The organism is Leisingera sp. JC11 (genome assembly GCF_040704725.1).
GTDB lineage: Bacteria > Pseudomonadota > Alphaproteobacteria > Rhodobacterales > Rhodobacteraceae > Leisingera.
The window spans coordinates 152632-176858 of sequence record NZ_JBFCVS010000005.1; the positions used below are offsets into that span (position 1 = coordinate 152632).

Genomic DNA, 24227 nt, shown 5'->3' on the forward strand with positions numbered 1-24227 from the left:
CAAGGCTGTGCTGACAGAATCTTACTCCAAACAGCTTCCTTCACAAAAAAACCCGGCCGCTCGGACCGGGTTCTTTTAACTTGTCTGTATCAGCCCAGCTTAGTGCAGCTTGGCGTCCACATCCGCGATGGCCGCGTCGATCAGTTTGTTGGCCTCGGTCGCGGTCATCTGTTTGGAGATCACCTGATCCGCGGCGGCAACAGCGATGGTGATCGCCTGATCACGCACTTCCTTCACTGCCGACGCCTCTGCCGAAGCGATCTGCTCCTGGGCAGCTGCCAGACGGCGGGCGATGGAAACCTCCAGGTCGGCTTTCGCCTGCTCGGCTGCGCGGGCAGCTTCGTCACGGGCGGCAGCCACGATCTGGTCGGCCTGGGCCTGAACTTCCTGCTGCTTGCGCTCGTAGGAGGCCAGAACGGTCTGGGCCTCTTCGCGCAGCGCGCGGGCTTCGTCCAGTTCCTTCTGGATGCCTTCGGCGCGGTTGTCCAGCTGAGCGGCGATCAGCGAGGGCACCTTGGCAAACAGCAGAATGCCGATGAACAGGATGAACGCCAGTGCAACAACCAGGTTGGTGTTGGACAGGTCCATGCCGCCGCCGGCCGCAAATGCGGGGGAAGCCGCGCCAAGGGTCAGGGCAAGAGCGAGAATATTGCGCATGTCCTTATCCTTTCGTCCGCTCGGCAACTGCCGCGGCAATTGCGTCTTTGTCTGCCGAACCGCCCAGTGCAGCGACCAGCGCCTCTGCAGTATCGGTTGCAACCGACTTCACGCTTTCCAGCGCGCCGGCCTTGATTTCGGCGATCGCCTTTTCGGATTCGGCGGCCTTGGCAGCGATCTGCTCGTCTGCTTTGGCGATGGCCTCATCCAGCCCGGCCTGGATCTCGGCGCGGGTCTCGGCGGCGATGCGCTGAGCCTCGGCACGGGCGTCCGCCAGAGCTTTGTTATATGCGTCTTCGGCCTCGACAGCCTTGGCTTTCAGGTCTTCAGCCGCGGCGAGGTCGTTGGTGATGGTCCCCTGACGCTCGGCCAGCACCGCAGCAATGCGGGGCAGCGCGACGCGCGACAGAATGAGGTAGATCACGACCAGGGCGACCACGAGCCAGAAGATCTGGTTCCCGAAGGTCGAGAAGTCCAGCTGCGGCATGCCCGGAGCAGACCCGTGCGCTGCGTCTGCGGCGCCGTGTGCTGCGTCTTGCGTATTAGATGCCATGTCGTCCTCCTTGGGAACTTGCCGTTACACCGGGCAGTGCAGGGTTATGCCGCACTGCCCGGCCGTAAGGAAATAGGTTCCTAAGGTCTTAGACGGCGAACATCAGCAGCAGAGCGACCAGGAACGAGAAGATGCCCAGTGCTTCTGCAAACGCGATGCCGATGAACAGGGTTGCGGTCTGGCCGGCGGCTGCCGACGGGTTGCGCAGAGCGCCTGCCAGGAAGTTGCCAGCCACGTGGCCCACACCGATTGCGGCTGCGCCGGAACCGATTGCTGCCAGGCCTGCGCCGACGAACTGACCGAGTTGTGCGATATCGCCTTCCATGATTTCTCTCCTTACGATGGAATGTGGTGATTTCTAGGGTGGGCGCGCCCGGTCAGGGCGCCGCCCGCTTAGCTTTCAGTTCCTGGCCTTAGTGGCTCGGGTGCAGTGCGTCCTTCAGGTACACGCAGGTCAGGATGGTGAACACGTAGGCCTGGATGAAGGCCACCAGAACTTCGAGGGCGTAAACCGCGGTGATGGCAAAGATCGGCAGGAAGCTGAACATGCCCAGTGCTGCGGCAAAGCCTGCGAACACTTTCAGAACCGCGTGGCCCGCCATCACGTTACCGGCAAGACGGATGGAATGGCTGACCGGGCGCACGAAGTAGGAAATCAGTTCGATGATGGCCAGGATCGGGCGGAGCGCCAGCGGCGCGCTCGACACCCAGAACAGGCCCAGGAAGCCGGCGCCGTTCTTGACGAAGCCCAGGATGGTCACGGTCAGGAACACCAGCGCCGCCAGCACCGCGGTCACCGCGATATGCGAGGTGGTGGTGAAGGAGCCGGGGATCAGGCCCAGGAAGTTGGCCATCACGATGAACATGAACAGGGTCATGATGTAGGGGAAGAATTTGACGCCGTCCTTGCCGGCCACGTCTTCGACCATCTTGTAGATGAAGCCATAGGCCAGCTCTGCAACCGACTGGGTGCGGCCCGGCACGATGGCGCGGCGCGAGGAACCCAGCACCAGCAGCGCGAACACAGCGGCAACCGCCAGCGCCATCCACAGGGTCACGTTGGTCGGGGTGTACCAGGAGATGTGGTCACCGCCGAACAGCGGCTGCACGATGAACTGGTCCATCGGGTGGATCGCCAGCTTTGCTTCCGCCGGAGCGAAAATCAGACCCGACACGACTACCAGTGCCAGAGCTGCGAAAAAGAAAATTTTGCCCATCGGTCCGCTTCTCCTGTCGCCGGTCGCCGATCCCGTCGGATCAGTCCCGGTCTTGCGTATTTTTTTCGGCCTCATCGGCCAGTTTCTGTTCCTGGATCTCTTGCGCGGTGCGAAGCATCGTTTTCACCCCAGCCGCCAGGCCCAGCATAATAAACAGCACCATGAAGATGGGCAGGGTTCCAAACAGGTGGTCCAGCCCGTATCCGATGCCAAAGCCGATCGCGAGACCGGCCACCAATTCGATCACCATCCGCCAGGCCTGATTGGCCAGAGAATAGTGCTCATCCGCGCGCGGCTTGGGCTCCTGGGCCTTACGCGCCGCCGCGAGCTTCTCCTCCAGCTGCGCCATGCGCTGCTTTTGGTCGTCGTCGGTCACGGGCGCCATCCTCACGCGAATTTCTATGCAGGGTGCTAAGGCCACGGGGCCTAGGAGTCAATTACAAGGATTGAAGATTCAGATTGCGCCTAACATGTTGTTTTAGAATGAACTTACCTCAATCTGCGCGCGCCGCGCCGCTCTGCCGCAGCCGCCGTTAGCGCCAAACCCGTCCGGAATCCATATTCAACCGAAAGGTTGATTTTAGCGGACAGGCCGCTTTGCCAGGCGCCAGGGCACAATCCGCCCGTCGATCAGCAACAGCCCCAGCAGGATCGCCGCCATGCCCCACAGATGCTCCGCCAGCAGCGTCTCGCCCAGAATGTACGTTCCCAGAAACAGGGCCGAGACCGGCGCGATCAGCGTCGGCATGGTGATGTTGGTCGGCCCTACCTTGGGCAAGACCCAGTAGAAGGCAATGAAGGCCGCCGAAGTCAGCACAAAGCCGATCACGAACAGCGACGCCCAGGTTTCCATCCGGGTGATATGGGGAAGCCCTTCGCTCCAGATGGCCAGCGGGGCAATCGCCACCGTGGAGCCGGTCAGCGCAATCGCCACCAGCACCACCGGCTCCATGTCCCGGAAGCTGCGGGCGATATTGACCGAGAAGGCATAGCACAGCGGCGCGCACAGGGTGATCAGCACCGCCCAGACCTCCGACGGTTGGCCGCCCTGCAGCAATGGCAGCGACAGGAGCACGATGCCCAGGAAACCGCAGATCACCCCCAGCGACTTCAGAACCGTCGCCCGCTCGCCCCCCGGCCAGAAATGCGACACCACCACCGCCAGCGCCGGCGTGGTTGCATTGACGATCCCGGCGACGCCGCTGGCGATATGCTGCTGTCCCAGAGCGTAGAAGGCAAAGGGGCCGGCATAGCTGAGCGCGCCGAACCCGAACAGCGCCAGCCAGCGCCCCATGCCCGCCGGCACCCTCTTGCGCGCCGCCAGCACATAGACCCAGCAGCCCAGCGCGCCGAACCCGACCCGCCCCATCGAGACCGACAGCGGCCCCAGCTCTCGCAGCAGGATGGCGTTGAACATGAAGGACATGCCCCAGCCGATGCCGAGGATGAAGATCACCAGCCAGTACTTCAATGCCATGCCATCAATCTCCGCGCCTGAAAGGCGCTACCATGACGGCTCGGGACAGATTGTCAAATCCCCGGTCTGTGGATAGGAGTGGAGGCATGAGCGACACCCTCGACACCGTCTTTGCGGCCCTGGCCGACCCGACCCGCCGGGCGATCCTCACCATGCTGCTAGAGGACGACATGGCCGTGACCGACGTGGCGGAGCCGTTCGAGATGTCGCTGGCGGCAATTTCCAAGCATCTGACAATCCTGACCCGCGCAGGCCTCATCGCGCAGGAGAAGCGCGGCCGGGTCAAATGGTGCAAACTGCAGCCCGACGCGATGCGGGCAGCCTCTGTCTGGATGCAAGGCTTCGGCCAGTTCGAGCCGGTGAACCTGGATGCCTTTGAACGCTTCCTGGAGGCGGAGCACCTGTCAGAGGATGCCCCGTCCGAAACCTAGGGGTCTGAACTAGCGGACGACGAACACCGAAATTTCGGAATGCAGCACCAGGTGGCTGGCGTGGGACGAGAACACATAGTCCAGGATACCGGGCATATGCGTCGCGATCACGACCAGGTCCACCTCCAGTTCCTTCGCGGTCCGGGCCAGGATGGAGTCGATCTCTGATCCGACATCCACGGAATGGATCGGCAGCGCTTCGACCCTTGTGCCGCTGCTCTCTGCCAGCTTGCTGGCAAGTGCTGCCAGTTCCTCGCCGGACGGCCCCAGGGTGTGGGCGCCCTCAACCTGCTGATCCGTCACGTGCACCAGCGTCACCCGCGAGCCGTGGTTCTTGGCAAAATCCGCAGCCACGTTCAGGGCTTTCTTGACCGCCGGGGGCATGTGCAGGTCGACGGGCACCATGATATGCTTGAACATTTCTCCCTCCTTCTCCTGGCGCGTCCCTCAGGACCAGTATAGCGGAAAACAAGGGATCTTTGTTGACTCACCGCAAGCGCTCAGGCCCGCACCGGCTTGGCGTCGCCTTCCAGCAGCATCACCAGCGCCGCCACCGACATCACCACCCCGATCAGCACCATGCCCGGCGGCGCGCCGCGGCCCAGCGCGATCTCCCACAGGATCACCCAGCTGGGGGTCAGGTAGGTATAGGCCATCACCTTGGCAGAGGGCAGCCGCAGGGTGGCGTACTGCAGCAGCACAAAAGTGGCGGCACTGGCAAAGAGTGCCAGATAGAACAGGCCGATCCAGACGATGCCCGGCAGCTGCATCCAATCGGTTCCCAGAATGTCCTGCCAGCCGAACGCCGCCAGCAGCCCGCCGCCCGCCAGCAGCATCCCGAAGGTAAACACCACCGCAGGCTCGCCCCGGTTCAGCTTGCGCACCATCGGCGTGTAGATCGCATGCAGCACGCAGCCCCAGAAATAGATGATCTCGCCCTGGCCGATCTGGAACGCCGCCAGCGCGTTCAGATCGCCTCGCACAATCACCCAGACCGCGCCCGCAGCCCCGATCGACAGCGCCAGCGCCATCCAGCGGGTGGTCACCTGCCGCAAGAGCAGCCAGCCGAAGCCCGCGCTCATCACCGGCACCAGCGTGAACACCGCCGCCGCGCTGACCGGCGCCGCGGTTTGCAGCCCGTAGAACATCAGCACGAAATAGCCGCCGAACAGCCCGCCCAGCACCGCGAACCGCCAGGGCGCCTGGAAATGCACCCGCCGCATCCCGGTGGTTGCCAGCGCCGCGGCGCCGATCACCACCGCGGCGATGCCGAACCGCGCCGCGTTCAGCGCCGCCGGCGCGATCTCGTTTGCCACCATCACACCCAGCGAGAACGATCCCGCCACCAGCGCCGAGAACAGCAGCATCGCCAGATGCCCGCGCAGCGCCTCGCTCACAGCTGCCATTCCTTGGCCTGCTCCTTGAGGAATTTCAGAAACGCCTGCACCTTGGTGGTGCGGTGCAGGTCCACATGGGTCACCAGCCACAGGGTGCCTTCCCATTCTTCCTCCGGCGCCATCATCTCCACCATGTCCGGCTGCTGCCGCGCCTCCCAGGCCGCCATGAACCCGATACCCGCGCCGCTGCGCACCGCATTCTGCATGGTGAACCCGTTCGAGCAGCGGAAGGAGATCGCCTCCGCCGGCGCATTCGCCCGCAGCCAGCGCGAAAACGGCGCGCGGCTGTTTTCATCGTCATTGCCGATGAACCGGTGGTTGGGCATGTCCTCCACCCCTTTCAGCACGCCGTACTTCTCCACGTAAGCCTTGGACGCATACAGCCCGATCTGCTGCTTCATGAAGGGCTGCACCACATTGTCCGGCTGGTCCGGCGCATTGCCCGCCCGGATCGCCACATGCGCCTCGCCGTATTCCAGCCGGAACAGACGGTCGCCAGTCAAATACCGGATGATCAGGTCCGGGTGCATGTCCTGAAAGTCCTTCAGTGCCGGCACCAGCATCGGTGCAAAAGAGGCCAGCGAGGTCACCACCAGCTCGCCGGAGACGTCGTCCCCGTGCCCCTTCAGCCTGCCCACCAGCTGGCTGAACTGATCATCGGTCGCCTGAGCCACCCGCAACAGATCCTGGCCCGCCTCGGTCGGGGTGTAGCCGCGGGCATGGCGCTGGAACAGCTTTACCCCCAGCCGCGCCTCGATCGCGTCGATGTGCCGGATCACCGTGGCATGGTGCACGCCCAGCACCTCGGCGGCGCCGCTCACGGTCCCCATCCGGGCCACCTGATAGGCGGTGCGGACTTCATCCCAATTCTCCATGGCAGCCTCCTTGCCGCTCCGCGCATCATGCGCGCAAATGCACACTCGCTGTGAGTTTTGCGGCGTTGCGTTCGAATTTGCAATACCCCAAATTCCTGTCAGCAACAAGCACAGGAACACCAAAATGACCCGCACCGTTCTGCATATCGACTCCTCCGCCCGTACCGAAGGTTCGGTCACCCGGGACCTCTCCGCACAGATCGTCAGCCGCCTTGGCGCCGGTAATGTGGTCCGCCGCGACCTGGCCGCGCCGCTGCCGCTGCTGGACGGCGCCTGGATCGGGGCCAACTTCACCCCGGCAGACCAGCGCAGCGACGAGCAGAAACAGCTGCTCGCCCTCTCCGACTCCCTGATTGCGGAGCTGAAGCAGGCCGACACCATCGTGATCGGCACGCCGATCTACAACTTCTCGGTGCCCTCCACGCTGAAGGCCTGGATCGACCTGGTGGCCCGCGTCGGCGTCACTTTCCGCTACACGGAATCCGGCCCCATCGGCCTGCTGGAAGGCAAGCGCGCCATTGTCGCGGTGGCCTCCGGCGGCACCCAGGCGGGTTCCGACATCGACTTTGCCACCACCTACTTGCGCCATGTGCTGGGCTTCATCGGCATCACCGACGTTGAGATCGTGGCGGCAGACGCCATGTCGATCGACGCCGAGGGCGCCCTGGCCAAAGCACAAACCCAGATCGAAGCGCTGGCAGCCTGAACCCCTGCACTGCCCGGCGCAACTGCCGCCAGCCGTTCCGGCTGGCGGCATTTTTGCGTTTGGCGGCCAGCGCTCCGATGTGCCAGTCTGCCCGCATCAGCATTTCAAAGCACAGGCATTCCCATGAAGAAGATCGGCATTCTGGGCGGCGTCGGCTGGGCCTCCACCATCGACTATTACCGCGCCATCTGCGAAGGCGCCGGAAGGTTCTTTGCGGACCGCGGCGCCAGCTCGCCGCTGCCGGTGCCGCCGGTCACCATCGAATCCGTGGTGCAGGCCCAGACACGGTCCTTGCGCGGCCGCCCGGGGGATGAGGGCAGCTGGGCCGCCTTCGACGCCGTCTTCCGCGAGGCGATGCTGACGCTGGAGCGCGCAGGCTGCGATTTCGCCCTGATCGCCTCCAACACCCCGCACGCCCGGCTGCATGCGATCCGCGAAGGCGTGATGATGCCGATCCTCAGCCTCTTCGACGCTGCCGCCAGGGCCACCACCGCAACCGGCGCCACTCAGGCGCTGGTGCTGGGCACGGCGGTCACCATGCAGGCCCGCAACTATGCCAATGTGCTTGCCGCACACGGGGTCAGTTCGAACGATACCCTGCCGGACACGGAAATCGCAGAGATGCAGGCGATGATCGACGAGGATTTCTACGGCGGCGCTTCCGCCACCGCACAGAACCGCCTGCTGCGGTTCTGCCAGAAACACGCGCAGCCCAGCACCGCCATCCTGCTGGCCTGCACCGAGCTGCCGCTGGCCTTCCCCGATCATATAGACGATGTCAGCTTCGAGGCCGGCGGTTTCCTGTTCGTGAACCCCTCCGCCGCCCATGTGGCCGCGGCGCTGGACCTCGCGCTGGCGGAGGAAAGGGGCGGTTAGACCCAGTTCACCTCGACGCCGGTCTTTTCAAAGAACGACATCACATCATCGCGCTTCATTGCCACGGTGCGGTCATTGACCAGCGGATGCATATAGATGACATCCGCCTCCTGCGCCTGCGCGTCCATGTAGAAGGTCACGCCCTTCTGTGCGCCGGTGATCATCGCCAGCGGGCTGACCGCGCCCGGGCGGATGCCGAGGTTTTCCAGCAGCCGGTCCGCCGAGCCGAATGACAGGTTGCCCACGCCGATCTCCGCGCCCAGGCCTTTCAGGTCGATCTCGCGGTCCTGCTGCAGCGTCACCAGATAGTTCCGCTTCTTCTTGTCCCGCAGGTACAGGTTCTTCAGCCGCAGCGCGTTTTCGCCCGGCACCATGAACTGTTCCTCGACGCCCTTGGCATCCTCCACCGTGCGCAGCGGCACATGGGTATGCAGCCGGTAGGCGATGCCCCAATCGTCCAGCTGCTTCAGCAGCGCATCCGAGGAAATGGGCAGGCTGTCCTGATAGGCCGATGAGGCATCCATGATCTTTCTCCGCAAGCCAGTGTCGAGTTGCTGCGCAGATCACAAAAAACGGCCGCAGGGCGCAAGAGCTGTTCCGCCCCCTGCGCCCCGTTTTGCGCCAATTCAAGCGGGCGGGCAGACCTCGCGCCGGGTGGTGGGCATATCGCCCACCCTACCAATCCACGCCGCAGGGTGGGCGATTCCGCCCACCGCTCCGGTCACGGCTGTCCTCCCGCCATTCCTTGCCGCATTACGCCTCGGCGAAATCGGCCCGCCGCGCTTCCTCGTAGTGGTCAAAATCGGTGCTGAACCAGCCGGTGCCACGGGTGGCGCTGGCCAGCGTGCTGCACAGATCGTCCTGCGCCGACATCGGCAGCAGCGTCTCGAAAACATCCCAGCCGGCGACGCCGTCTTCGGCCTCAAAGCCCAGGATCTGCCCCTTCATGCCGCTCACCACAGGCACCAGCCCGCCGGTGAACACCGATGGCACATGGATATGCACCCGCATGATCGGCTGCAGCAGCACCGCGCCAGCCTCCGTCAGCGCCTCACGCACCGCATTCTTGCCTGCGGTGCGGAAGGCATAGTCGGAACTGTCGACCGAGTGATGCTTGCCGTCCTTGAGGGTCACGCAGACATCCACCACCGGGTGGCCGTTCAGGCCCTGCGCCAGCGCCTCGCGCGCGCCTGCCTCGACCGAGGGAATGTAGTTCTTGGGCACCGCGCCGCCCTTCACCGTTTCCTCGAACACAAAGCCGCTGCCGCGCGGCAAAGGCTTCACCTCTATGACCACATCAGCAAATTGCCCGGCGCCGCCGGACTGCTTGCGGTGGCGGTGATGCACCTGCACCGGTTTCTTGATGGTCTCGCGCAGAGCCGGCGGCACCGGCCCTTCCTCCACCTCGACGCCGAATTCATCCTTCAGCGCCTGCTTGATCCGGCGCATGTGCAGCGGCCCCTGCAGGTTCAGCAGCACATGGCCGCTGGCCTCGTCCTGCCCCACCACCAGCGCCGGGTCGATTTCCGCCAGCCGCTCCAGAGCGCCCGACAGCCGGGCGTCGTCTTTCTCATGCACCGGAGTGATCACCCGACGGAAGGTCGAGGGCCGCGGCTGCGCCCAGTCCGGCAGCGGCGCCGCGCCATCGCGGCCATAGGCAAAGCCCAGGTTCAGATGGTCCGACTTCACCGCTTGCCCCATATCGCCCGGCGTCAGGCTGGTGTTTGCGGCCGATCCGACACCGGTCAGAGACCCCAGCGCCGCACCCCCGACCGGGGTGCCATTGCCAACGCTGCCGTCCAATGCGCGCACCATCACCGTCTTGCCCAGATGCTTGACCAGATCCGCCATGCAGCCGACCGCCACAACGCTGCCGTCCGGCGACAGCCGCTCCAGCGCCGCACCCACATCCGGCGCCTCATGGCGCAGCGACTTCATCAGCCGCATGATCCCGTTCTTGTGCTCCGCCGATCCCATCAGCGCCGGGATCAGGTCGTTGTGCTGCAGCACCTTGGTGGCCACCTCATAGGCCTCCTCCGCCATCACCTGCTGATCCTCGATCAGCTCCTCCAGCAGCGTGTCGTCGAAATCCGCCAGCGCCTCCAAAAGCTCGGTGCGCGCTTCCTGCTCGCGCGCATACATCGCCACCGGCAGCTCGATCAGCGCCGAAGGCTTGCCCTCCTGATACTGCCAGGCCCGTTCGGAAATCAGATCCACAGCACCCACAACCTGGCCACCCTCGCGGATCGGCACCTGCCGCAGGATGATGTTGTGGCTGCAATAGGCCTGAAGCGCGGCAACGATCTCCGCCACCCGGTCCGCCGCCTGGTCCATGCGGTTGACAAAAATAAAGGCGGGAATGCCCGCCTCCTCCAGCTTGCGCAGATACGGCGCGCTCAGCACCGCAGCGCCGGCGTCAGCCGGAACGCAGAGGACGGCAGCGTCACTGGCGGCCAAGGCCGGCCCCGCCTGCGCCAGATTGTCGGCCCCGCCCGCGATGTCGATCGCAGCCCAGTCCTCGCCCATAAATGAAAAAGGCTGCAAAGCGGCGACGCCTGCAACCTCCTGCCGCTTGCCCGCAGCGCCGTCCAGATTGGCCAGCGCCGAGGCCAGCGTTGATTTGCCGGACTGCGACGGTCCCAGAATAGTGAAAACGCGCATGTTCTCAGATCCTCCCTTAGCTGATGCGAATGCCCGCCTAGGACCGCAGCCGCCAAGGGCGTGCAGCTTGCCTGTGCCAAAGATCTGCCTCGGTGCTCTTCTGAGCGCCCCGTGCCGATGAGTGGACAGCAAGGGGCCGTTTTCGATGTTGGCCAAGCGTCGCCCTCCGAGTCAAGCGCGCAGAGGGCGTAGCGGCGGCGGCGCGCGCACGGTTTTGACGTTTTGGGCGCCACTTTCCCCTCTCCCCGGCGCGGCCCTCAAGTAAGCTGACGTCATGAAAATCACCCGCAACACGCCTGAGCAGCTGATCCTGTCCGACACGCCCTGGCTGATCGGCATCATGCTAGCGGTTTTCATTCTGGTCTTTGCAGGCGCCGGCCTCGGCATGCTCAGCCAGGGCGGTGACCTGGTCCTGCCCGGCCTCGTCTTTGCCCTGGTTGGCGGCGGCATGGGGGCGCTGGCCTTCTGCCTGTTCGTGCGCCGGGTGCAGGTGATCCTCGACCGCCCTGGCGGCAGCATCCTGATCCGGCGCCAGTCGGTGTTCGGATACAGCCGGGTGGAGCACCGCCTCGCCGACCTGTCCCACGCCGAGGTGGAAAGCACCACCAGCCACGGCAAGGGCGGCACCCGCACCCTCTACCGCCCCGTCCTGGTGCTGGACGGCGGCATGAGCGCCGGCCGCCACCCGGTGGTCGAGGCCTACACCAGCGGCCGCGGCGCCGAGCGCCTGAGTGATGCGATAAACGCATGGCTCCCCGCCGAAAGCCCGGCAAAGGTTGACTCCGGCCCCCATTCCGCGTAACCCCCGCCCAAACATCCGGGAGATATGAGTCTTCCGGTCCCTGCCCGTGCCAGGGATCGCCCCCCACCAGCGTGTTACGCCCGTGGGGGCATTTGCGCATGGTTCGCTTGTCCCCTACATACGGGGGCGCCACACATTGAAACCGGCATTAGGAGGCCGCAGGCATGTTTGAAAATCTATCCGAACGCCTTTCCGGCGTCTTTGACCGGCTGACCAAACAGGGCGCCCTGAACGAGGAAGACGTCAAGTCCGCCCTGCGCGAGGTGCGCGTCGCGCTCTTGGAAGCCGACGTCTCGCTGCCGGTTGCCCGCGACTTCGTCAAGAAGGTGCAGGAACAGGCCACCGGCCAGGCGGTCACCAAATCGGTGACCCCGGGCCAGCAGGTGGTGAAGATCGTGCATGACGCGCTGGTCGATGTGCTGCGCGGCGACGAGGACCCCGGCAAGCTCAAGGTCGACAACCCGCCCGCCCCCGTCCTGATGGTCGGCCTGCAGGGCTCCGGTAAGACCACCACCACCGGCAAGCTGGCAAAACGGCTCAAGGAGAAAGAGGGCAAGAAGGTCCTGATGGCCTCGCTCGACGTCTACCGCCCGGCGGCGATGGACCAGCTGGCCGTCCTCGGCACCCAGATCGGCGTCGACACCCTGCCGATCGTGCCCGGCCAGAAACCCGTCGACATCGCCAAACGCGCCAAGCAGCAGGCGACCCTGGGCGGCTATGACGTCTACATGCTGGACACCGCCGGCCGCCTGCACATCGACGAGACCCTGATGCAGGAGGTCGAGGACGTCCGCAACGTGGTCTCCCCGCGCGAGACCCTGCTGGTGGTTGACGGCCTGACCGGCCAGGTCGCCGTCGAGGTGGCCGAGGAATTCGACGCCAAGATCGGCATCTCCGGCGTAGTGCTGACCCGGATGGACGGCGACGGCCGCGGCGGTGCGGCGCTCTCGATGCGCGCCGTCACCGGCAAGCCGATCCGCTTTGTCGGCCTGGGCGAGAAAATGGACGCGCTCGAAACCTTCGAGGCAGACCGCATCGCCGGCCGCATCCTGGGCATGGGCGACATCGTGGCGCTGGTCGAGAAGGCCCAGGAAACCATCGAGGCCGAACAGGCCGAGAAGATGATGAAGCGCATGATGAAAGGTCAGTTCAACATGAACGACCTGAAGATGCAGCTTGAACAGATGCTCCAGATGGGCGGCATGGAGGGCATGATGCAGATGATGCCCGGCATGGGCAAAATGGCCAAGCAGGTGCAGGACGCCGGCATGGACGACAAGGTGCTGAAGCGCCAGATCGCCATGATCCAGTCGATGACCAAGAAAGAGCGCGCCAACCCCGCGCTGCTGCAGGCCTCCCGCAAGAAGCGCATCGCGGCCGGCTCCGGCATGGAGGTCTCCGACCTCAACAAGCTTCTGAAGATGCACCGGCAGATGGCCGATGTGATGAAGAAGATGGGCAAGATGGGCAAAGGCAAGATGCTGAAACAGGCCATGAAGGGCATGTTCGGCAAAGGTGGAATGCCGGATATGGGCGGCATGGATCCCAGCCAGATGGACCCCAAGGCGCTGGAAGCGGCGGCCAAGGCAATGGGCGGCAAAGGCGGCCTGCCCGGCGGCCTCCCCGGTCTTGGCGGCGGCATGGGCCTGCCCGCGGGCCTCAGCGGCTTCGGCAAGAAGAAGTAAGCATGCAGCTCCCCGCCATCCCTCAGCTTGAAACCGAACGCCTGGTCCTGCGCGGACCGGAGGCGGCGGATTTCGGCCCGATGGCTGCGTTCTTCGCTGATGAAGCACGCTCCTGGGGGTTCGGCGGGCCGCTCGTCCGCAACGAGGCCTGGCGCTGGTTCACCATGTCGGTGGGCCACTGGGCGATGCGCGGCTTCGGCTTCTGGACCATCACCTGCAAAGACAGCGGCGAGGCGCTTGGCATCACCGGCATCTGGCAGCCCGAAGGCTGGACGGAACCGGAACTGGGGTGGGTTGCCTTCCCGGCGGGAGAAGGCCGCGGCATCATGGCCGAGGCGGCCCTGGCGGCGCGCACCCACGCCTATGAAGTCATGGGCCTGCCGGCGCTGAGCTCCAATATCTTCCCCGGCAATACACGCTCGGTGGCTTTGGCCGAGCGGCTGGGTGCCGTATTCGAAAAAGAAATCGACAACCCGAAACACGGGCGCGAGCTGGTTTACCGCCACCCCGCCCCCAACGCGCCCTGCGACGGCGGGATGGAGGCCTACGCATGACCTCCCGCCAGATCCGCGCTGTCCGGACCGCCGCAGGCCGCAGCCGTTTAACGGAATATTACGCAGTCTCTCCGATACTCCTTCACCGGATGGGTGAAAAAGACGCCGGGCGGCCCGCCGCCCGCGCAATGGGGTATGACATGAAAGACGCGCAACAGCGGTATCCGCGGCTGCTTTCCAAGCGGCTGATGCTGATTTCTCCGGCGGACCCGGAGTTCGACGCCCAGGCCGCCTTCCTGGCACCGGGCGCGCCGCGTTTCATCAATGCGGCGGATGATTCCGATTCCCTGTGGTGGTCGATCGCCACCATCATCGGCCACTGGCACCTGCACGGCTACGGCCTGTTTGCCGTGGTGGAGCGCAGCACCGGCAGCACCGTGGGCCTGGTCGGCCCCTGGTTCCCCAAGGGCTGGCCGGAACCGGAACTGTCCTGGCACCTGATGGAGACCGGCGGGGGCAAGGGCTATGCCAGCGAAGCGGTGCATTGCGTGCTGGACTGGCTGTTTGCCCAGGCCGGCTGGGACAGCATCGTCTCTTACGTGCCGGAGGAAAACGAGGCCTCCATCGCGCTGGCCCGCCGCGTCGGCGCCCAGCCGGAACGGCTGGCATCTTTCCGGCTGCAGCCTGCGCCCAACATCCGCGCCTGGCGCCATATGCCCTCGTCCCGTCCGGCCAGCCCCGGCGCTGCACAGGGGCTGCTGCACTGATGCGCCTGCACTGGGTCATATCCCGGCCTTGCCGCGCCCTTCCCCTGGAAGGAGCGCGCTGATGCCGTTTGACATCCCGGTGATCGAAACCCGCCGCCTGGTGCTGCGCGGCCCAGAGGCGCAGGACTACCCCGACTTCAAAGCCACCTTCAGCTCCTACCGCTCCCGCTTCATGGGCGGGCCGCTGAACCCCTACGAGGTCTGGATGCTCTATGCCGCCGAGATCGGCCACTGGCAGGTGCGCGGCTTCGGCATGTGGATGATCCACGACAAGGACAGCAACGAGACCTACGGCATGGCCGGCGGCTGGCAGCCCGCGGGCTGGCCGGAGCGCGAGATTGCCTGGATCATCTGGCCCGGTGCCGCTGGCAAGGGCTATGCGCTGGAGGCAGCCCATGCCGCCCGCCAGCATTTCTATTCAAATCTGGGCTGGGAGACTGCGGTCAGCTATATCGACCCGAAGAATCTCGACTCGATCCGGCTCGCGGAACGGCTCGGCGCCCGGAAGGACCACGGTGCCGACACCATTGACGGCAACGATGCCGTCTACCGCCACCCCGCACCGGACGCCCTGAAGGACAGCCAGATTGGACATGGGATCGAAATGGAAATCAGCCATTACGCCGATCCGCTCTTCAAACCGGAGGGCTGGGCCATTGACTGATTTTCGTGTGAACTCCCCGACGCTGCGCTGCGGCGGTGCACAGGTGGTGCACAGCCGGTGCACGCGCGGCACCCCCTTGATGACACCCGGCCCTGCTGCAGTGCGGAGACCCCGATGACGACCGAAACCCAAGATCCCGTCGCCCGCGCAGCCCAGCTGCTGAAGGGCCACCGTGAAAGCATCGACCGTCTGGATGCGATCCTCGTCTACACCCTGGGCGAGCGCTTCAAGCACACCCAGGCGGTGGGCCGGCTCAAGGCCGAACACGACCTTCCCCCGTCCGATCCCGCCCGCGAAGCGGCGCAGATCGCACGGCTCGAAGACCTGGCGGAGCAGGCCGATCTGGACCCTGAATTCGCCAAGGCATTTTTGAACTTCATCATCGATGAAGTCATCCGCCACCATAAGAAACACCAAGAATAACAACGACAACAGGACAACCGGGGCATACCCCGGACAACGCCATCAAAGGAGATGTACCCATGGCAATGAAAATCCGTTTGGCCCGCGGCGGCTCCAAAAAACGCCCCTTCTACCGCATCGTGGCTGCTGACAGCCGCATGCCGCGCGACGGCCGCTTCATCGAGAAGCTGGGCACCTACAACCCGCTGCTGCCGAAAGACTCGGAAGACCGCGTGAAAATGGACCTGGAGCGCGTGCAGCACTGGCTGGACCAGGGCGCGCAGCCGACCGACCGTATCGCCCGCATGCTGGAAGCTGCAGGCGTCCGCGCCAAGGCCGAGCGCAGCAACCCGAAAAAAGGCACCCCGGGCAAGAAAGCCCAGGAGCGCGCCGAAGAGAAAGCTGCAAAGGCTGCTGAAGCTGCCGAAGCAGCTGCAGACGCGGAATAATTCCGTGGAGCTGCGGGGCGCTTTTCCCGAGGAGTTCCGCAGCCAGCTTGATCTGCTGATGCGGCTCCGGCGCGACGTGCGCCGGTTCCGCAGCGATCCGGTGGAGGAGGCAGTGCTGATGCGCTGCCTCTCTGCCATTCCGCTCGCCCCTTCGGTGGGCTTGAGCGAACCCTGGCGCATCCTGCGGGTGGAGAGCGAAACCGCCCGCGCCGCCGCCTTGAAGAATTTCGAAGCCGCCAATGCCCAGGCGCTGACCGGATACTCCGGTGAAAAGGCCGAACGCTATGCGGAACTGAAGCTGTCCGGCATGCGCGAAGCCCCCGTGCAACTCGCCTTCTATTGCGACGACGAGACCGCCCAAGGCCACGGCTTGGGTGCCGCGACCATGCCGGAGATGCGCCGCTATTCGGTAGTCACCGCCATCACCCTGTTCTGGCTCGCCCTGCGCGCCGAGGGGCTGGGGCTGGGCTGGGTTTCGGTGCTCGACCCGGACCAGCTGAACCGCGACCTGAACGCCCCCGAAGGCTGGCAGCTGATCGGCTATTTCTGCATCGGCTACCCGGAACGGCTGTCGGACACGCCGGAACTGGAGGAAACCGGCTGGGAAAGCCGGATGGCGGACCTGCCGCTCGAATCCCGCTGAGACCGCCGATGGGACGGTTGATAAGGCTTGTGTTTTTTGTTGCAGTGGCCTTTACCGCTGGCATCTTCTTTGAACGCAACCACCAAGTGGAGCTCTGCGAACAATCGGGCGGCCAATGGCTGCGGGCGGGGTTCTGTGCAAAGGACTGACACCATGAGCGATCTGATCTGCGTAGGCGCAATTGCCGGATCCTTCGGGGTGCGCGGCGAGGTGCGGCTCAAGAGCTTCTGCGCGGTCCCCGAAGAGATCGAGGATTACTCGCCGCTCAGCAATGAGGACGGGTCCAAGACCTACTCCCTGACCATCACCCGCCCGATCAAGAACGGCTTTGCCGCGCTGCTGGGCGGCGTGGAAACCAAAGAGGACGCGGATGCCATCAAGGGCCTGCGCCTGTTTGCCCGCCGCGATCAGCTGCCGCAGCTGCCGGATGACGAGTTCTACCACGCCGATCTGATCGGGCTGGAGGTTTATGACACCGGCGGCACCCTGCTGGGCACGGTGAAATCGGTGCAGAACCACGGCGCCTCCGATCTGCTGGAGGTCCACGGCCCCGGCCTCAAGGCCACGGTGCTGCTGCCCTTCACCCTGGAGGCAGTGCCGACCGTGGACCTGACCCAGGGCCGTATCATTGCCGACCCGCCTGAGGGGCTGTTCTGAAACTGCTCCCTGGCAGCTCCCCTCCTGCGCCGCGGGCGCTTCGGCCAGGGCGCATTTAGCCAGAGGAACAGGATCTTCTCTTCATCCGGCCGCAAATATTCCGGAGCGCGAGGCAGAGCCTCGCAAGACAGCGCTTTCTTCACGCCCCGCCTTGGCCTAAGAGGACGCCATGACAGACACGCCCTCCCGCTCCCATGGCCGCAAAGCCATCCGCCCCACGCTGAAGCCGCGCGAGCTGATGACGCCGACGCCGGACCTGGCAGGCGTGTGGAAAGCCAAGATCATCACTCTGTTTCCCGCGGCCTTTCCCGGCGTCCTGGGCGAAAGCCTGACCGGCAAGGCGCTGCAGGAGGGGCTGTGGCAGCTGGAAACAACGGACTTGCGCGAGTTTGGCGTGGGCAAGCACCGCAATGTCGATGACACGCCGGCAGGCGGCGGGGCCGGCATGGTGCTGCGCGCCGATGTGCTGGGCGAGGCAATCGAACACACGATGGCGGATACCCGCGGCAACTGGCCTCTGGTCTACCTGACCCCGCGCGGACGGCCGATGAACCAGCAAATGATGCATAATTTTGCGCAATGCGATGGCATCACCCTGTTGTGCGGCCGGTTCGAGGGCGTCGACGAACGGGTGCTGGAGCACTACGGCATTCAGGAGGTCTCGCTGGGGGACTTCGTGATGACCGGCGGCGAGCTGGCGGCGCAGGCGCTGATCGATGCCACCGTGCGGCTGATCCCAGGGGTGCTGGGCAACCAGGCCTCGACCGAAGAGGAGAGCTTTTCCTCCGGCTTGCTGGAACATCCGCAATACACCCGCCCCGCCGAATGGATGGGGCGGGAAATCCCGGACGTGCTGATGTCCGGCCATCACGGCAGGATCGCCGAATGGCGCCACGAAATGAGCGAAGAGATCACCAAGGCCCGCCGCCCCGACCTGTGGGAGGCTTACTGCCGCTCCAAGGACAGCGGCAAGCCATAGCGCAAGTGACGCGGCAGCCCGGCTTTTCCCCGGTGCAAGCCGTTGCCGCAATGCGAAACCCGTGTTTTACTCATCCTGCATAAGTTAATTGACAGGAGTGAACAGGGTGGCCGGGAAATTTGAACTCTACACCGACAATGCAGGCGAATTCCGCTTCCGCCTGAAGGCAGGCAACGGCGAGAACATTCTGGCCAGCGAAGGCTACAAGCAGAAGGCCAGCGCGGAGAACGGTATTGAATCGGTCCGCAAGAATGCCGGCGACGACGCGCGTTATGAGCGCAAGGAGACCGCGGCCGGCAAGCACATGTTCAACCTCAAGGCCACCAACGGCCAGGTGATCGGCACCTCGCAGAGCTATGCCAGCGCATCCGGCCGCGATGGCGGCATCGAGTCGGTCAAGAAGAACGCGGCGGACGCGGCGCTGGACGACCAGACCGCCTGAAGCAGCACCGGGCCCTGTCCGGGCCCGGCCGCAGCCGGCTAGCTCGGCATCTTGTTGTTTTTCCAGACCGTCAGCGTTGTTCCCTGCTTGAAGGTGACATCGCCCTTGGACTGATTGCGTTCCGTTTCCCAGCCAACGTCGCTGCTGCCAAGCCTGTCATCCGGGAAGTGGGTCTTGAACTTCCAGTCGCCGGCCGTGGACGAGCGGGTCAGGACAACCAGGCAATGCGGCACCATTTTCACACCGCCGCCGCCGGACTTTTCAACCAGTTTCACGTTCAGGGCCTTGAACATATCATCAAGGCTGGACTTGCCCTGCTCAAAGTCGGAAACCGCGGACTTGATATCATTGAGCGGAACCGCGGCCCCATCACGCTTGAGCGCATAGCCCCAGCCCGGTGCCGAAGCCGGCGGCCCCATCTTCAAGGTCAGCGAGGTCAGTTCGTCCGTCACCTGATTGGCCTGGGTCTTTTTGCCGGTGGCGTAATGCGTGAAGCCTTTGAACTTTGCGGCGATGGAGGTGGCCCGGTCGACGGCTTCCTTTTCAAGAACCGGCGTTGCCCACATTGAGGCATTGCCGCCGCTGTACTGCTTGCGGTCAAAGCTGGCTGCGATCTGCTTTTCAACCTCCGCGCGGTTGGCAATCACGCGTTTGCCGTCCTCCTCTGTGTAGGTGATTTTCACCTGGTTCCATTTCTCAGTCACCTGAGCTGTGCCGGCGGAATTCCCGTCCTGGTCTGGAGTTCTGCCGTCCTGCGACGAGGCCCGCATCGCCTGGCGCTCCATGCCTGTTTGCGCGCCATGGCGGCCGGTGCCGTGGCCTTCGCCGCCCTCTTCCGCTTTGATGCGCTCTTCCTGCCATTGCTGCGCTTCGGCCTGTTTCTTGATCAGCGCCTCGATCTGGCTGCGGGCCTGATCCACCGGCACGCTGTCCAGCATTTCGTCCAGCGCCGTGATGCGGGACTTGATGTTGCCCAAGGCTGTGACAAAGGCTTTTTCCTTCTCCAGCTTCTCAGCCTTCATTTCCTCGACATTCTTCAGCAGCTGGCCGCGGGACTGCTCCAGCACCTGCTTGGCCTTCTCCAGCCGCTCGGCACTGGCATCGACCTGCTGCTGCTTCTTGCTGATGTCCTTGGCCTTGGTCAGCCCTGACAGGGTTTCCTGCAAGTCCTTCAGCACCCCGGCCTCGCGGGTCACGGCCGCTTCCAGCTTGCCCAGCCGCTCGGTTTCCTCCTTGATCCGGCTGGCCAGCATCCTGGCCGCCTTGCCAGAGTCCGATTGCGCAAACTCCTTGCTGCGTTTTTCCGCGTCCTGTTCATCCGACGCCAGCGCCGCTTTCACGTAGCCAACCATTTCCTTGTCGAGCACTTCCAGCCGGGCATAGGCCTGCTTCCATTCGCCTTTCTCGAAATGTTCGGCCACAGCCCCGAAATGCTGGCGCAGCGCCTTGCGCTCGTCATCCATGATCTTGCCTTTGACCTTGTCGAACCGGGCGGTCGTGGCCTTGAGCCGGGTCTTGGCGTTGGTTTCCTCTTTGGAGGCCTCCTTGCCGCCGCCGATCAGCTTAATCAGCTCCTCCATCCGGGTGTTGAGGGCGATCAGGGTCTTGGCCGCTTTTGCCTGGTCCGTGTCCTTCTGCTCTTCGATCTGCCCGAACAGGATGCGCAGCTCCTTGCGCTCGTCATCCGTGATCCTGCCCTTGATCTTGTCGAACCGGCTTTCCACTGCCTGAAGGCGTTTCAGGAAACGCTTGTCCGGATCAACCTCCCCGCCTGCGTCAAGGTCTGCGGCCACAAGCTCGTAGCCGAACTGGGTGCCCTTCATCAGCGGCTTCAGCTTCTTTTCAGGCATCCTGCCCTTCACCAGGCTGAGCCGCAGAGTGCCATCCTTGACAGAACACTGCCCCACCGCCCGCTGTTTCGCTTTGGACTTCAGCTCCTTCAGCAGAGGCGGCGCCGCCTCGCCGACAATCAGGATGGACTGGGCTGCACCGTTCAGCGTGACCTCATCATAGAAATAGAAATCGCCCGGTGTGGCATCCAGCTTCTTGAGCTCCTTCTTCAATTCCGTCTTGTAGGACTGTTCGCTGTTGAAAATATCCATCTTTTTGAATGGCATGCTGTCTCCCCTCCCTGGTGAGGCGCGCCCGGCAGGCTGCATATGCTGACGCTGCGTAAATAAATGTATTTGAACGGTAACCGCAGATCGGCACCCGATCAAAATGAAATCACCGCCTGCGTTCAGACCGCCGCTGCAGAATTCCCTTGAAACATTGGCCCGGCAGGCATAAAAGCCGCTCGTCTGGTGCCGGGAATCGGCCCCGGGCCGCTGGCTGTTGGATCAGCCATGGAGATCTTCTTCGGTTTCCTTCCAGATCCAACCCGCCAGCAGCAAGGAACAGACGGCGTGATCTCTGGCGGGCTGCCTTTGGCGGGACCCGGTGAAGACCAGGAGCTCTCATGACGGCACAAACCTCTGCGGAATGAACCGCAGGCAGATTAGGAGAGTTGCGATGGACCTGATCGCACAGCTGGAGGCGGAACAGATCGCCGCCCTGGGGAAAGAGATCCCCGACTTCAAAGCCGGTGACACCATCCGTGTCGGCTACAAGGTGACCGAAGGCTCGCGTTCGCGCGTGCAGATGTACGAAGGCGTTTGCATCAGCCGCAAGAACGGCTCGGGCATTGCCGGTTCGTTCACCGTCCGCAAGATTTCGTTCGGCGAAGGCGTGGAGCGTGTGTTCCCGCTGTTCTCGACCAACATCGACTCGATCGAAGTGGTGCGCCGCGGCCGCGTCCGCCGCGCCAAGCTGTACTACCTGCGCGCCCGCCGCGGTAAGTCGGCCCGTATCGCAGAAGATGCGAACTACAAGCCCAAGAAAGCCTGAGGAGCGGTATCATGAAAAAAGACACCCATCCCGATTACCACTTCATCGACGTCAAAATGACCGACGGCACCATCATCAAGATGCGCTCCACCTGGGGCTCCGAGGGTGATCAGCTGGCTCTGGACATCGACCCGACGGTGCACCCGGCCTGGACCGGCGGCACCTCGCGCCTGCTGGACGCCGGCGGCCGCGTGTCCAAGTTCAAGAAGAAATACGAAGGCCTGGGCTTCTAAGCCGCCTGCTGTATTTTGCAGAACTCCCGAAGGCTGCCCCGGACGGGCAGCCTTCTTTCTTTTTCTCCTGACGCTGGGGCCGGATGCGCGCCCCGCGGGAAAGACAGCCCCACTCGTGAAACAAGCCCTGGCCAACGCACTGCAAGAGCGCGGATATGAAACCCTGACCCAAGTGCAGGAGGCTGTGACCCAGCCCGACGTGGAAGGGCGCGACCTGCTGGTGTCTGCACAGACCGGCTCGGGCAAGACCGTCGGCTTCGGCCTGGCTCTGGCCCAGGATCTGCTGGGTGACGATGAGGAGTTCGGCGAGGCCGCGGCGCCGCTGGCGCTGGTGATTGCCCCCACCCGCGAACTGGCGCTGCAGGTAAAACACGAGCTGGGCTGGCTTTACCGCGGCGCAGGTGCACGAATTGCCTCCTGCGTGGGCGGCATGGACATGCGCGACGAGCGCCGGGCGCTGGAACGCGGCGCCCATATCGTGGCGGCCACTCCGGGCCGTCTGCGCGACCACATCGCGCGCGGCTCCATCGACCTCAGCCAAGTGCGCGGCGTGGTGCTTGACGAGGCCGACGAGATGCTGGACCTCGGCTTCCGCGAGGATCTGGAGTTCATCCTGGGCGAAGCGCCCGAAGACCGCCGCACCCTGCTGTTCTCCGCCACCGTGCCGCCGGCAATCGCCAGCCTGGCCGAGACCTTCCAGCGCGATGCGATGCGGATCAAGACCGCGGGCGAGACCAAACAGCACGCGGATATCGAATACCGGCTGATGAGCGTGGCGCAAGCGGACGCGGAAAACGCCATCATCAACGTGCTGCGCTACTATGAGGCGCCCAGCTCCATCGTCTTTGCCAACACCCGCGCAGCGGTGAACCGTCTGGCCGCGCGCCTGACCAACCGCGGCCTGCCGGTGGTGACCCTGTCGGGCGAGCTGTCCCAGACCGAACGCAGCCATGCGCTGCAGGCAATGCGTGACGGGCGTGCCCGGGTTTGCGTGGCCACCGATGTGGCGGCGCGCGGTATCGACCTGCCGGGGCTGGAACTGGTGGTCCATGCGGAGCTGCCCTCGAACCACGAAACCCTGCTGCACCGCTCCGGCCGCACCGGCCGCGCGGGCCGCAAGGGCGTCAGCGCCCTGATCGCGCCGCCGAAAGCGCGAGCCAAGGCCCTGCGCCTGCTGAAATGGGCCAAGCTGACCGCCGAGCATTGCGAAGCCCCCTCTGCCGATGACGTGCTGGCTCGCGACGAAGAGCGTATGCTGGCCGATCCGGTCTGGCAGGAGCCGGTTGCGGAAAACGAGCAGGCAGGCGTTCAGACCCTGCTGGACACATTCACACCCGAACAGATCGCAGCAACTTATCTGCGCCTGTTCCGCAGCCGCCACTCGGCGCCTGAGGACCTGCGTCCGGCAGACACGCCGGAGCCGCGCAAGGAGCGTAAGGAACGCAAAGCCTTCGGCCCCTCCGTCTGGTTCTCCCTGTCGGGCGGCCGCGAAGCCGGCGCTGACCCGCGCAAGGTGCTGCCGATGCTTTGCAAGGCCGGCAATATCGACCGGGACGCGATCGGCGCGATCCGGGTGCAGGACAACGAGACCTTTGCCGAAATCAGCGAAGGCGCGGTTGAGGGCTTCCTGAAGGCGTTGGACGGCAAGACCGAGCTGGAACCGGGCGCCGTTCTGACGCAGCTGGCCGAAGCACCGGAACTGGCCCCTGCCCCGCGCCGCGGGCCGGGCGGGCCGAAGGACGGCTTCAAGGGCGACCGCAAGCCCAAGCCGCACCGCGGCAAGGACGACGGCCCGAAGCCGTACCGCGCCAAAGAGGAAAGCTCCAAACCCTACCGCGCCAAATCCGAGCGCTCCGAGGACAGCCGTCCGCCGCGCAAGGAATGGAAAGACAAACCGGCCCGGGAAGAGCGCCGCGAGCCGCGCAGCGACACACGCCCCAGCAAGCCGAAGCCGGCGGTGACCGCCAAGCCAAAGGGCGCATCGGATCCCTCCAAGCGGATGACCCGCCCCGGCGCGCCCGCGGCCAAGCCGTTCAAGGCAAAAGGCCCCAAGCCGCCGGTCGGCAAGCCGAACAGCAAGAAGAACAAGGCGCGTGCGGCAGCAGCCCTGACTGCAAAAGGCGGCAAGGGCGGCGACGCCCGCCCCAAGCGCAAGCCGGCGGGTCCTGCAAAACACAGGTGATACACTAAGTTTACCAGCCTGCCCGCGCGGCTTTTCTTGGCGGAAACCAGAGCCTATACAGGGTCCCAAAGCGAAAGACGTGCGAGAAAGCA

General features: G+C 64.5%; 29 protein-coding genes. 17 read left to right on the forward strand and 12 right to left on the reverse strand.

Annotated elements, in window-relative coordinates:
• Positions 1-99 precede the first annotated feature (99 nt).
• The 6 genes from AB1A62_RS07560 to AB1A62_RS07585 all read right to left on the reverse strand — a co-directional run bounded on the left by AB1A62_RS07560 (position 100) and on the right by AB1A62_RS07585 (position 3904).
• The gene (locus tag AB1A62_RS07560) at positions 100-657 is read right to left on the reverse strand and encodes a F0F1 ATP synthase subunit B (RefSeq protein ID WP_366660907.1); all 558 of its coding nucleotides are present in this window, start codon (positions 655-657) and stop codon (positions 100-102) included.
• A 4-nt stretch (positions 658-661) separates the two neighbouring features.
• On the reverse strand, positions 662-1210 hold the full coding sequence (locus AB1A62_RS07565) for a F0F1 ATP synthase subunit B' (RefSeq protein WP_366660908.1): 549 nt from the start codon (positions 1208-1210) through the stop codon (positions 662-664).
• A gap of 88 nt (positions 1211-1298) precedes the next feature.
• On the reverse strand, positions 1299-1535 hold the full coding sequence (locus tag AB1A62_RS07570; RefSeq protein WP_008553903.1) for a F0F1 ATP synthase subunit C: 237 nt from the start codon (positions 1533-1535) through the stop codon (positions 1299-1301).
• Positions 1536-1623: 88 nt separating this feature from the next.
• Positions 1624-2427: a F0F1 ATP synthase subunit A gene (locus tag AB1A62_RS07575; protein WP_366660909.1), complete on the reverse strand. Its 804-nt coding sequence runs from the start codon at positions 2425-2427 to the stop codon at positions 1624-1626.
• A gap of 40 nt (positions 2428-2467) precedes the next feature.
• Entirely contained in the window at positions 2468-2803 is a 336-nt protein-coding gene (locus AB1A62_RS07580; RefSeq protein WP_366660910.1) for an AtpZ/AtpI family protein, read from the reverse strand.
• A gap of 204 nt (positions 2804-3007) precedes the next feature.
• On the reverse strand, positions 3008-3904 hold the full coding sequence (locus AB1A62_RS07585) for a DMT family transporter (RefSeq protein WP_366660911.1): 897 nt from the start codon (positions 3902-3904) through the stop codon (positions 3008-3010).
• Positions 3905-3990: 86 nt separating this feature from the next.
• Here AB1A62_RS07585 and AB1A62_RS07590 point away from each other — a divergent pair, with 86 nt between their 5' ends.
• Entirely contained in the window at positions 3991-4335 is a 345-nt protein-coding gene (locus AB1A62_RS07590) for a metalloregulator ArsR/SmtB family transcription factor (protein WP_271907605.1), read from the forward strand.
• A 9-nt stretch (positions 4336-4344) separates the two neighbouring features.
• On the opposite strand, the gene AB1A62_RS07595 is transcribed toward AB1A62_RS07590, so the two are convergent.
• The 3 genes from AB1A62_RS07595 to AB1A62_RS07605 form a co-directional block, all read right to left on the reverse strand.
• Positions 4345-4755 carry a universal stress protein gene (locus AB1A62_RS07595; protein ID WP_366660912.1) on the reverse strand — a complete coding sequence of 137 codons (411 nt, stop codon included), beginning with the start codon at positions 4753-4755 and terminating at the stop codon, positions 4345-4347.
• Positions 4756-4835: 80 nt separating this feature from the next.
• Entirely contained in the window at positions 4836-5732 is an 897-nt protein-coding gene (locus tag AB1A62_RS07600; protein WP_366661009.1) for a DMT family transporter, read from the reverse strand.
• A complete protein-coding gene (locus tag AB1A62_RS07605) occupies positions 5729-6607 on the reverse strand; it encodes a LysR family transcriptional regulator (protein ID WP_366660913.1) in 879 nt (292 codons plus the stop codon). The genes AB1A62_RS07600 and AB1A62_RS07605 overlap by 4 nt, the downstream gene beginning before the upstream one ends.
• A 124-nt stretch (positions 6608-6731) precedes the next feature.
• Between AB1A62_RS07605 and AB1A62_RS07610 the strand changes: the two genes are divergently transcribed.
• Both AB1A62_RS07610 and AB1A62_RS07615 read left to right on the forward strand, forming a co-directional pair.
• Entirely contained in the window at positions 6732-7313 is a 582-nt protein-coding gene (locus tag AB1A62_RS07610) for an NAD(P)H-dependent oxidoreductase (protein ID WP_366660914.1), read from the forward strand.
• 123 nt (positions 7314-7436) lie between these two features.
• Complete coding sequence (locus AB1A62_RS07615; protein ID WP_366660915.1) at positions 7437-8189, forward strand: aspartate/glutamate racemase family protein; 753 nt, start codon at positions 7437-7439, stop codon at positions 8187-8189.
• Here the strand turns inward: AB1A62_RS07615 and AB1A62_RS07620 are convergent.
• Positions 8186-8713 carry a prolyl-tRNA synthetase associated domain-containing protein gene (locus tag AB1A62_RS07620; RefSeq protein WP_366660916.1) on the reverse strand — a complete coding sequence of 176 codons (528 nt, stop codon included), beginning with the start codon at positions 8711-8713 and terminating at the stop codon, positions 8186-8188. The two genes, AB1A62_RS07615 and AB1A62_RS07620, sit on opposite strands and share 4 nt — an antisense overlap.
• A gap of 229 nt (positions 8714-8942) precedes the next feature.
• The gene (locus AB1A62_RS07625; protein WP_366660917.1) at positions 8943-10850 is read right to left on the reverse strand and encodes an elongation factor G; all 1908 of its coding nucleotides are present in this window, start codon (positions 10848-10850) and stop codon (positions 8943-8945) included.
• A gap of 274 nt (positions 10851-11124) precedes the next feature.
• On the opposite strand from AB1A62_RS07625, the gene AB1A62_RS07630 reads away from it, so the two are divergent.
• From AB1A62_RS07630 to AB1A62_RS07680, 11 genes are all read left to right on the forward strand, one after another.
• On the forward strand, positions 11125-11652 hold the full coding sequence (locus AB1A62_RS07630) for a hypothetical protein (RefSeq protein ID WP_366660918.1): 528 nt from the start codon (positions 11125-11127) through the stop codon (positions 11650-11652).
• A gap of 164 nt (positions 11653-11816) precedes the next feature.
• The gene (gene ffh, locus AB1A62_RS07635) at positions 11817-13337 is read left to right on the forward strand and encodes a signal recognition particle protein (protein ID WP_019296649.1); all 1521 of its coding nucleotides are present in this window, start codon (positions 11817-11819) and stop codon (positions 13335-13337) included.
• A 2-nt stretch (positions 13338-13339) separates the two neighbouring features.
• The gene (locus AB1A62_RS07640) at positions 13340-13891 is read left to right on the forward strand and encodes a GNAT family N-acetyltransferase (protein WP_366660919.1); all 552 of its coding nucleotides are present in this window, start codon (positions 13340-13342) and stop codon (positions 13889-13891) included.
• 89 nt (positions 13892-13980) lie between these two features.
• The gene (locus AB1A62_RS07645; protein ID WP_366660920.1) at positions 13981-14598 is read left to right on the forward strand and encodes a GNAT family N-acetyltransferase; all 618 of its coding nucleotides are present in this window, start codon (positions 13981-13983) and stop codon (positions 14596-14598) included.
• Positions 14599-14659: 61 nt separating this feature from the next.
• Positions 14660-15262 (forward strand): GNAT family N-acetyltransferase, encoded by a 603-nt coding sequence (locus tag AB1A62_RS07650; RefSeq protein WP_366660921.1) that lies wholly within the window; start codon positions 14660-14662, stop codon positions 15260-15262.
• 114 nt (positions 15263-15376) lie between these two features.
• Complete coding sequence (locus AB1A62_RS07655) at positions 15377-15685, forward strand: chorismate mutase (protein ID WP_366660922.1); 309 nt, start codon at positions 15377-15379, stop codon at positions 15683-15685.
• A 59-nt stretch (positions 15686-15744) separates the two neighbouring features.
• Complete coding sequence (rpsP, locus tag AB1A62_RS07660) at positions 15745-16113, forward strand: 30S ribosomal protein S16 (protein WP_019296654.1); 369 nt, start codon at positions 15745-15747, stop codon at positions 16111-16113.
• A gap of 4 nt (positions 16114-16117) precedes the next feature.
• Positions 16118-16756 (forward strand): 5,6-dimethylbenzimidazole synthase, encoded by a 639-nt coding sequence (gene bluB / locus AB1A62_RS07665; protein ID WP_366660923.1) that lies wholly within the window; start codon positions 16118-16120, stop codon positions 16754-16756.
• Between the two features lie 153 nt (positions 16757-16909).
• Positions 16910-17413, forward strand: a complete 504-nt coding sequence (rimM, locus tag AB1A62_RS07670; RefSeq protein ID WP_366660924.1) for a ribosome maturation factor RimM — start codon at positions 16910-16912, stop codon at positions 17411-17413.
• Between the two features lie 169 nt (positions 17414-17582).
• Complete coding sequence (gene trmD, locus AB1A62_RS07675) at positions 17583-18392, forward strand: tRNA (guanosine(37)-N1)-methyltransferase TrmD (protein ID WP_366660925.1); 810 nt, start codon at positions 17583-17585, stop codon at positions 18390-18392.
• Positions 18393-18498: 106 nt separating this feature from the next.
• The gene (locus tag AB1A62_RS07680; protein ID WP_366660926.1) at positions 18499-18834 is read left to right on the forward strand and encodes a YegP family protein; all 336 of its coding nucleotides are present in this window, start codon (positions 18499-18501) and stop codon (positions 18832-18834) included.
• A 38-nt stretch (positions 18835-18872) separates the two neighbouring features.
• On the opposite strand, the gene AB1A62_RS07685 is transcribed toward AB1A62_RS07680, so the two are convergent.
• Positions 18873-20951 carry a hypothetical protein gene (locus tag AB1A62_RS07685; protein WP_366660927.1) on the reverse strand — a complete coding sequence of 693 codons (2079 nt, stop codon included), beginning with the start codon at positions 20949-20951 and terminating at the stop codon, positions 18873-18875.
• Positions 20952-21345: 394 nt separating this feature from the next.
• On the opposite strand from AB1A62_RS07685, the gene rplS reads away from it, so the two are divergent.
• The 3 genes from rplS to AB1A62_RS07700 all read left to right on the forward strand — a co-directional run bounded on the left by rplS (position 21346) and on the right by AB1A62_RS07700 (position 24135).
• On the forward strand, positions 21346-21720 hold the full coding sequence (gene rplS, locus AB1A62_RS07690; RefSeq protein WP_019296661.1) for a 50S ribosomal protein L19: 375 nt from the start codon (positions 21346-21348) through the stop codon (positions 21718-21720).
• An 11-nt stretch (positions 21721-21731) separates the two neighbouring features.
• Positions 21732-21953: a 50S ribosomal protein L31 gene (gene rpmE / locus AB1A62_RS07695; RefSeq protein WP_039132115.1), complete on the forward strand. Its 222-nt coding sequence runs from the start codon at positions 21732-21734 to the stop codon at positions 21951-21953.
• A gap of 115 nt (positions 21954-22068) precedes the next feature.
• Entirely contained in the window at positions 22069-24135 is a 2067-nt protein-coding gene (locus AB1A62_RS07700) for a DEAD/DEAH box helicase (RefSeq protein WP_366660928.1), read from the forward strand.
• The last annotated feature ends 92 nt before the right edge of the window (positions 24136-24227 follow it).

Excerpts from the sequence above, each read along its gene's own strand:
- AB1A62_RS07560 (WP_366660907.1), bottom strand. The coding sequence starts at position 657 with ATGCGCAATATTCTCGCTCTTGCCCTGACCCTTGGCGCGGCTTCCCCC.
- AB1A62_RS07565 (WP_366660908.1), bottom strand. The coding sequence starts at position 1,210 with ATGGCATCTAATACGCAAGACGCAGCACACGGCGCCGCAGACGCAGCG.
- AB1A62_RS07570 (WP_008553903.1), bottom strand. The coding sequence starts at position 1,535 with ATGGAAGGCGATATCGCACAACTCGGTCAGTTCGTCGGCGCAGGCCTG.
- AB1A62_RS07575 (WP_366660909.1), bottom strand. The coding sequence starts at position 2,427 with ATGGGCAAAATTTTCTTTTTCGCAGCTCTGGCACTGGTAGTCGTGTCG.
- AB1A62_RS07585 (WP_366660911.1), bottom strand. The coding sequence starts at position 3,904 with ATGGCATTGAAGTACTGGCTGGTGATCTTCATCCTCGGCATCGGCTGG.
- AB1A62_RS07590 (WP_271907605.1), top strand. The coding sequence starts at position 3,991 with ATGAGCGACACCCTCGACACCGTCTTTGCGGCCCTGGCCGACCCGACC.
- AB1A62_RS07595 (WP_366660912.1), bottom strand. The coding sequence starts at position 4,755 with ATGTTCAAGCATATCATGGTGCCCGTCGACCTGCACATGCCCCCGGCG.
- AB1A62_RS07605 (WP_366660913.1), bottom strand. The coding sequence starts at position 6,607 with ATGGAGAATTGGGATGAAGTCCGCACCGCCTATCAGGTGGCCCGGATG.
- AB1A62_RS07610 (WP_366660914.1), top strand. The coding sequence starts at position 6,732 with ATGACCCGCACCGTTCTGCATATCGACTCCTCCGCCCGTACCGAAGGT.
- AB1A62_RS07615 (WP_366660915.1), top strand. The coding sequence starts at position 7,437 with ATGAAGAAGATCGGCATTCTGGGCGGCGTCGGCTGGGCCTCCACCATC.
- AB1A62_RS07620 (WP_366660916.1), bottom strand. The coding sequence starts at position 8,713 with ATGGATGCCTCATCGGCCTATCAGGACAGCCTGCCCATTTCCTCGGAT.
- AB1A62_RS07625 (WP_366660917.1), bottom strand. The coding sequence starts at position 10,850 with ATGCGCGTTTTCACTATTCTGGGACCGTCGCAGTCCGGCAAATCAACG.
- AB1A62_RS07630 (WP_366660918.1), top strand. The coding sequence starts at position 11,125 with ATGAAAATCACCCGCAACACGCCTGAGCAGCTGATCCTGTCCGACACG.
- ffh (WP_019296649.1), top strand. The coding sequence starts at position 11,817 with ATGTTTGAAAATCTATCCGAACGCCTTTCCGGCGTCTTTGACCGGCTG.
- AB1A62_RS07640 (WP_366660919.1), top strand. The coding sequence starts at position 13,340 with ATGCAGCTCCCCGCCATCCCTCAGCTTGAAACCGAACGCCTGGTCCTG.
- AB1A62_RS07645 (WP_366660920.1), top strand. The coding sequence starts at position 13,981 with ATGGGTGAAAAAGACGCCGGGCGGCCCGCCGCCCGCGCAATGGGGTAT.
- AB1A62_RS07650 (WP_366660921.1), top strand. The coding sequence starts at position 14,660 with ATGCCGTTTGACATCCCGGTGATCGAAACCCGCCGCCTGGTGCTGCGC.
- AB1A62_RS07655 (WP_366660922.1), top strand. The coding sequence starts at position 15,377 with ATGACGACCGAAACCCAAGATCCCGTCGCCCGCGCAGCCCAGCTGCTG.
- rpsP (WP_019296654.1), top strand. The coding sequence starts at position 15,745 with ATGGCAATGAAAATCCGTTTGGCCCGCGGCGGCTCCAAAAAACGCCCC.
- rimM (WP_366660924.1), top strand. The coding sequence starts at position 16,910 with ATGAGCGATCTGATCTGCGTAGGCGCAATTGCCGGATCCTTCGGGGTG.
- trmD (WP_366660925.1), top strand. The coding sequence starts at position 17,583 with ATGACAGACACGCCCTCCCGCTCCCATGGCCGCAAAGCCATCCGCCCC.
- AB1A62_RS07685 (WP_366660927.1), bottom strand. The coding sequence starts at position 20,951 with ATGCCATTCAAAAAGATGGATATTTTCAACAGCGAACAGTCCTACAAG.
- rplS (WP_019296661.1), top strand. The coding sequence starts at position 21,346 with ATGGACCTGATCGCACAGCTGGAGGCGGAACAGATCGCCGCCCTGGGG.
- rpmE (WP_039132115.1), top strand. The coding sequence starts at position 21,732 with ATGAAAAAAGACACCCATCCCGATTACCACTTCATCGACGTCAAAATG.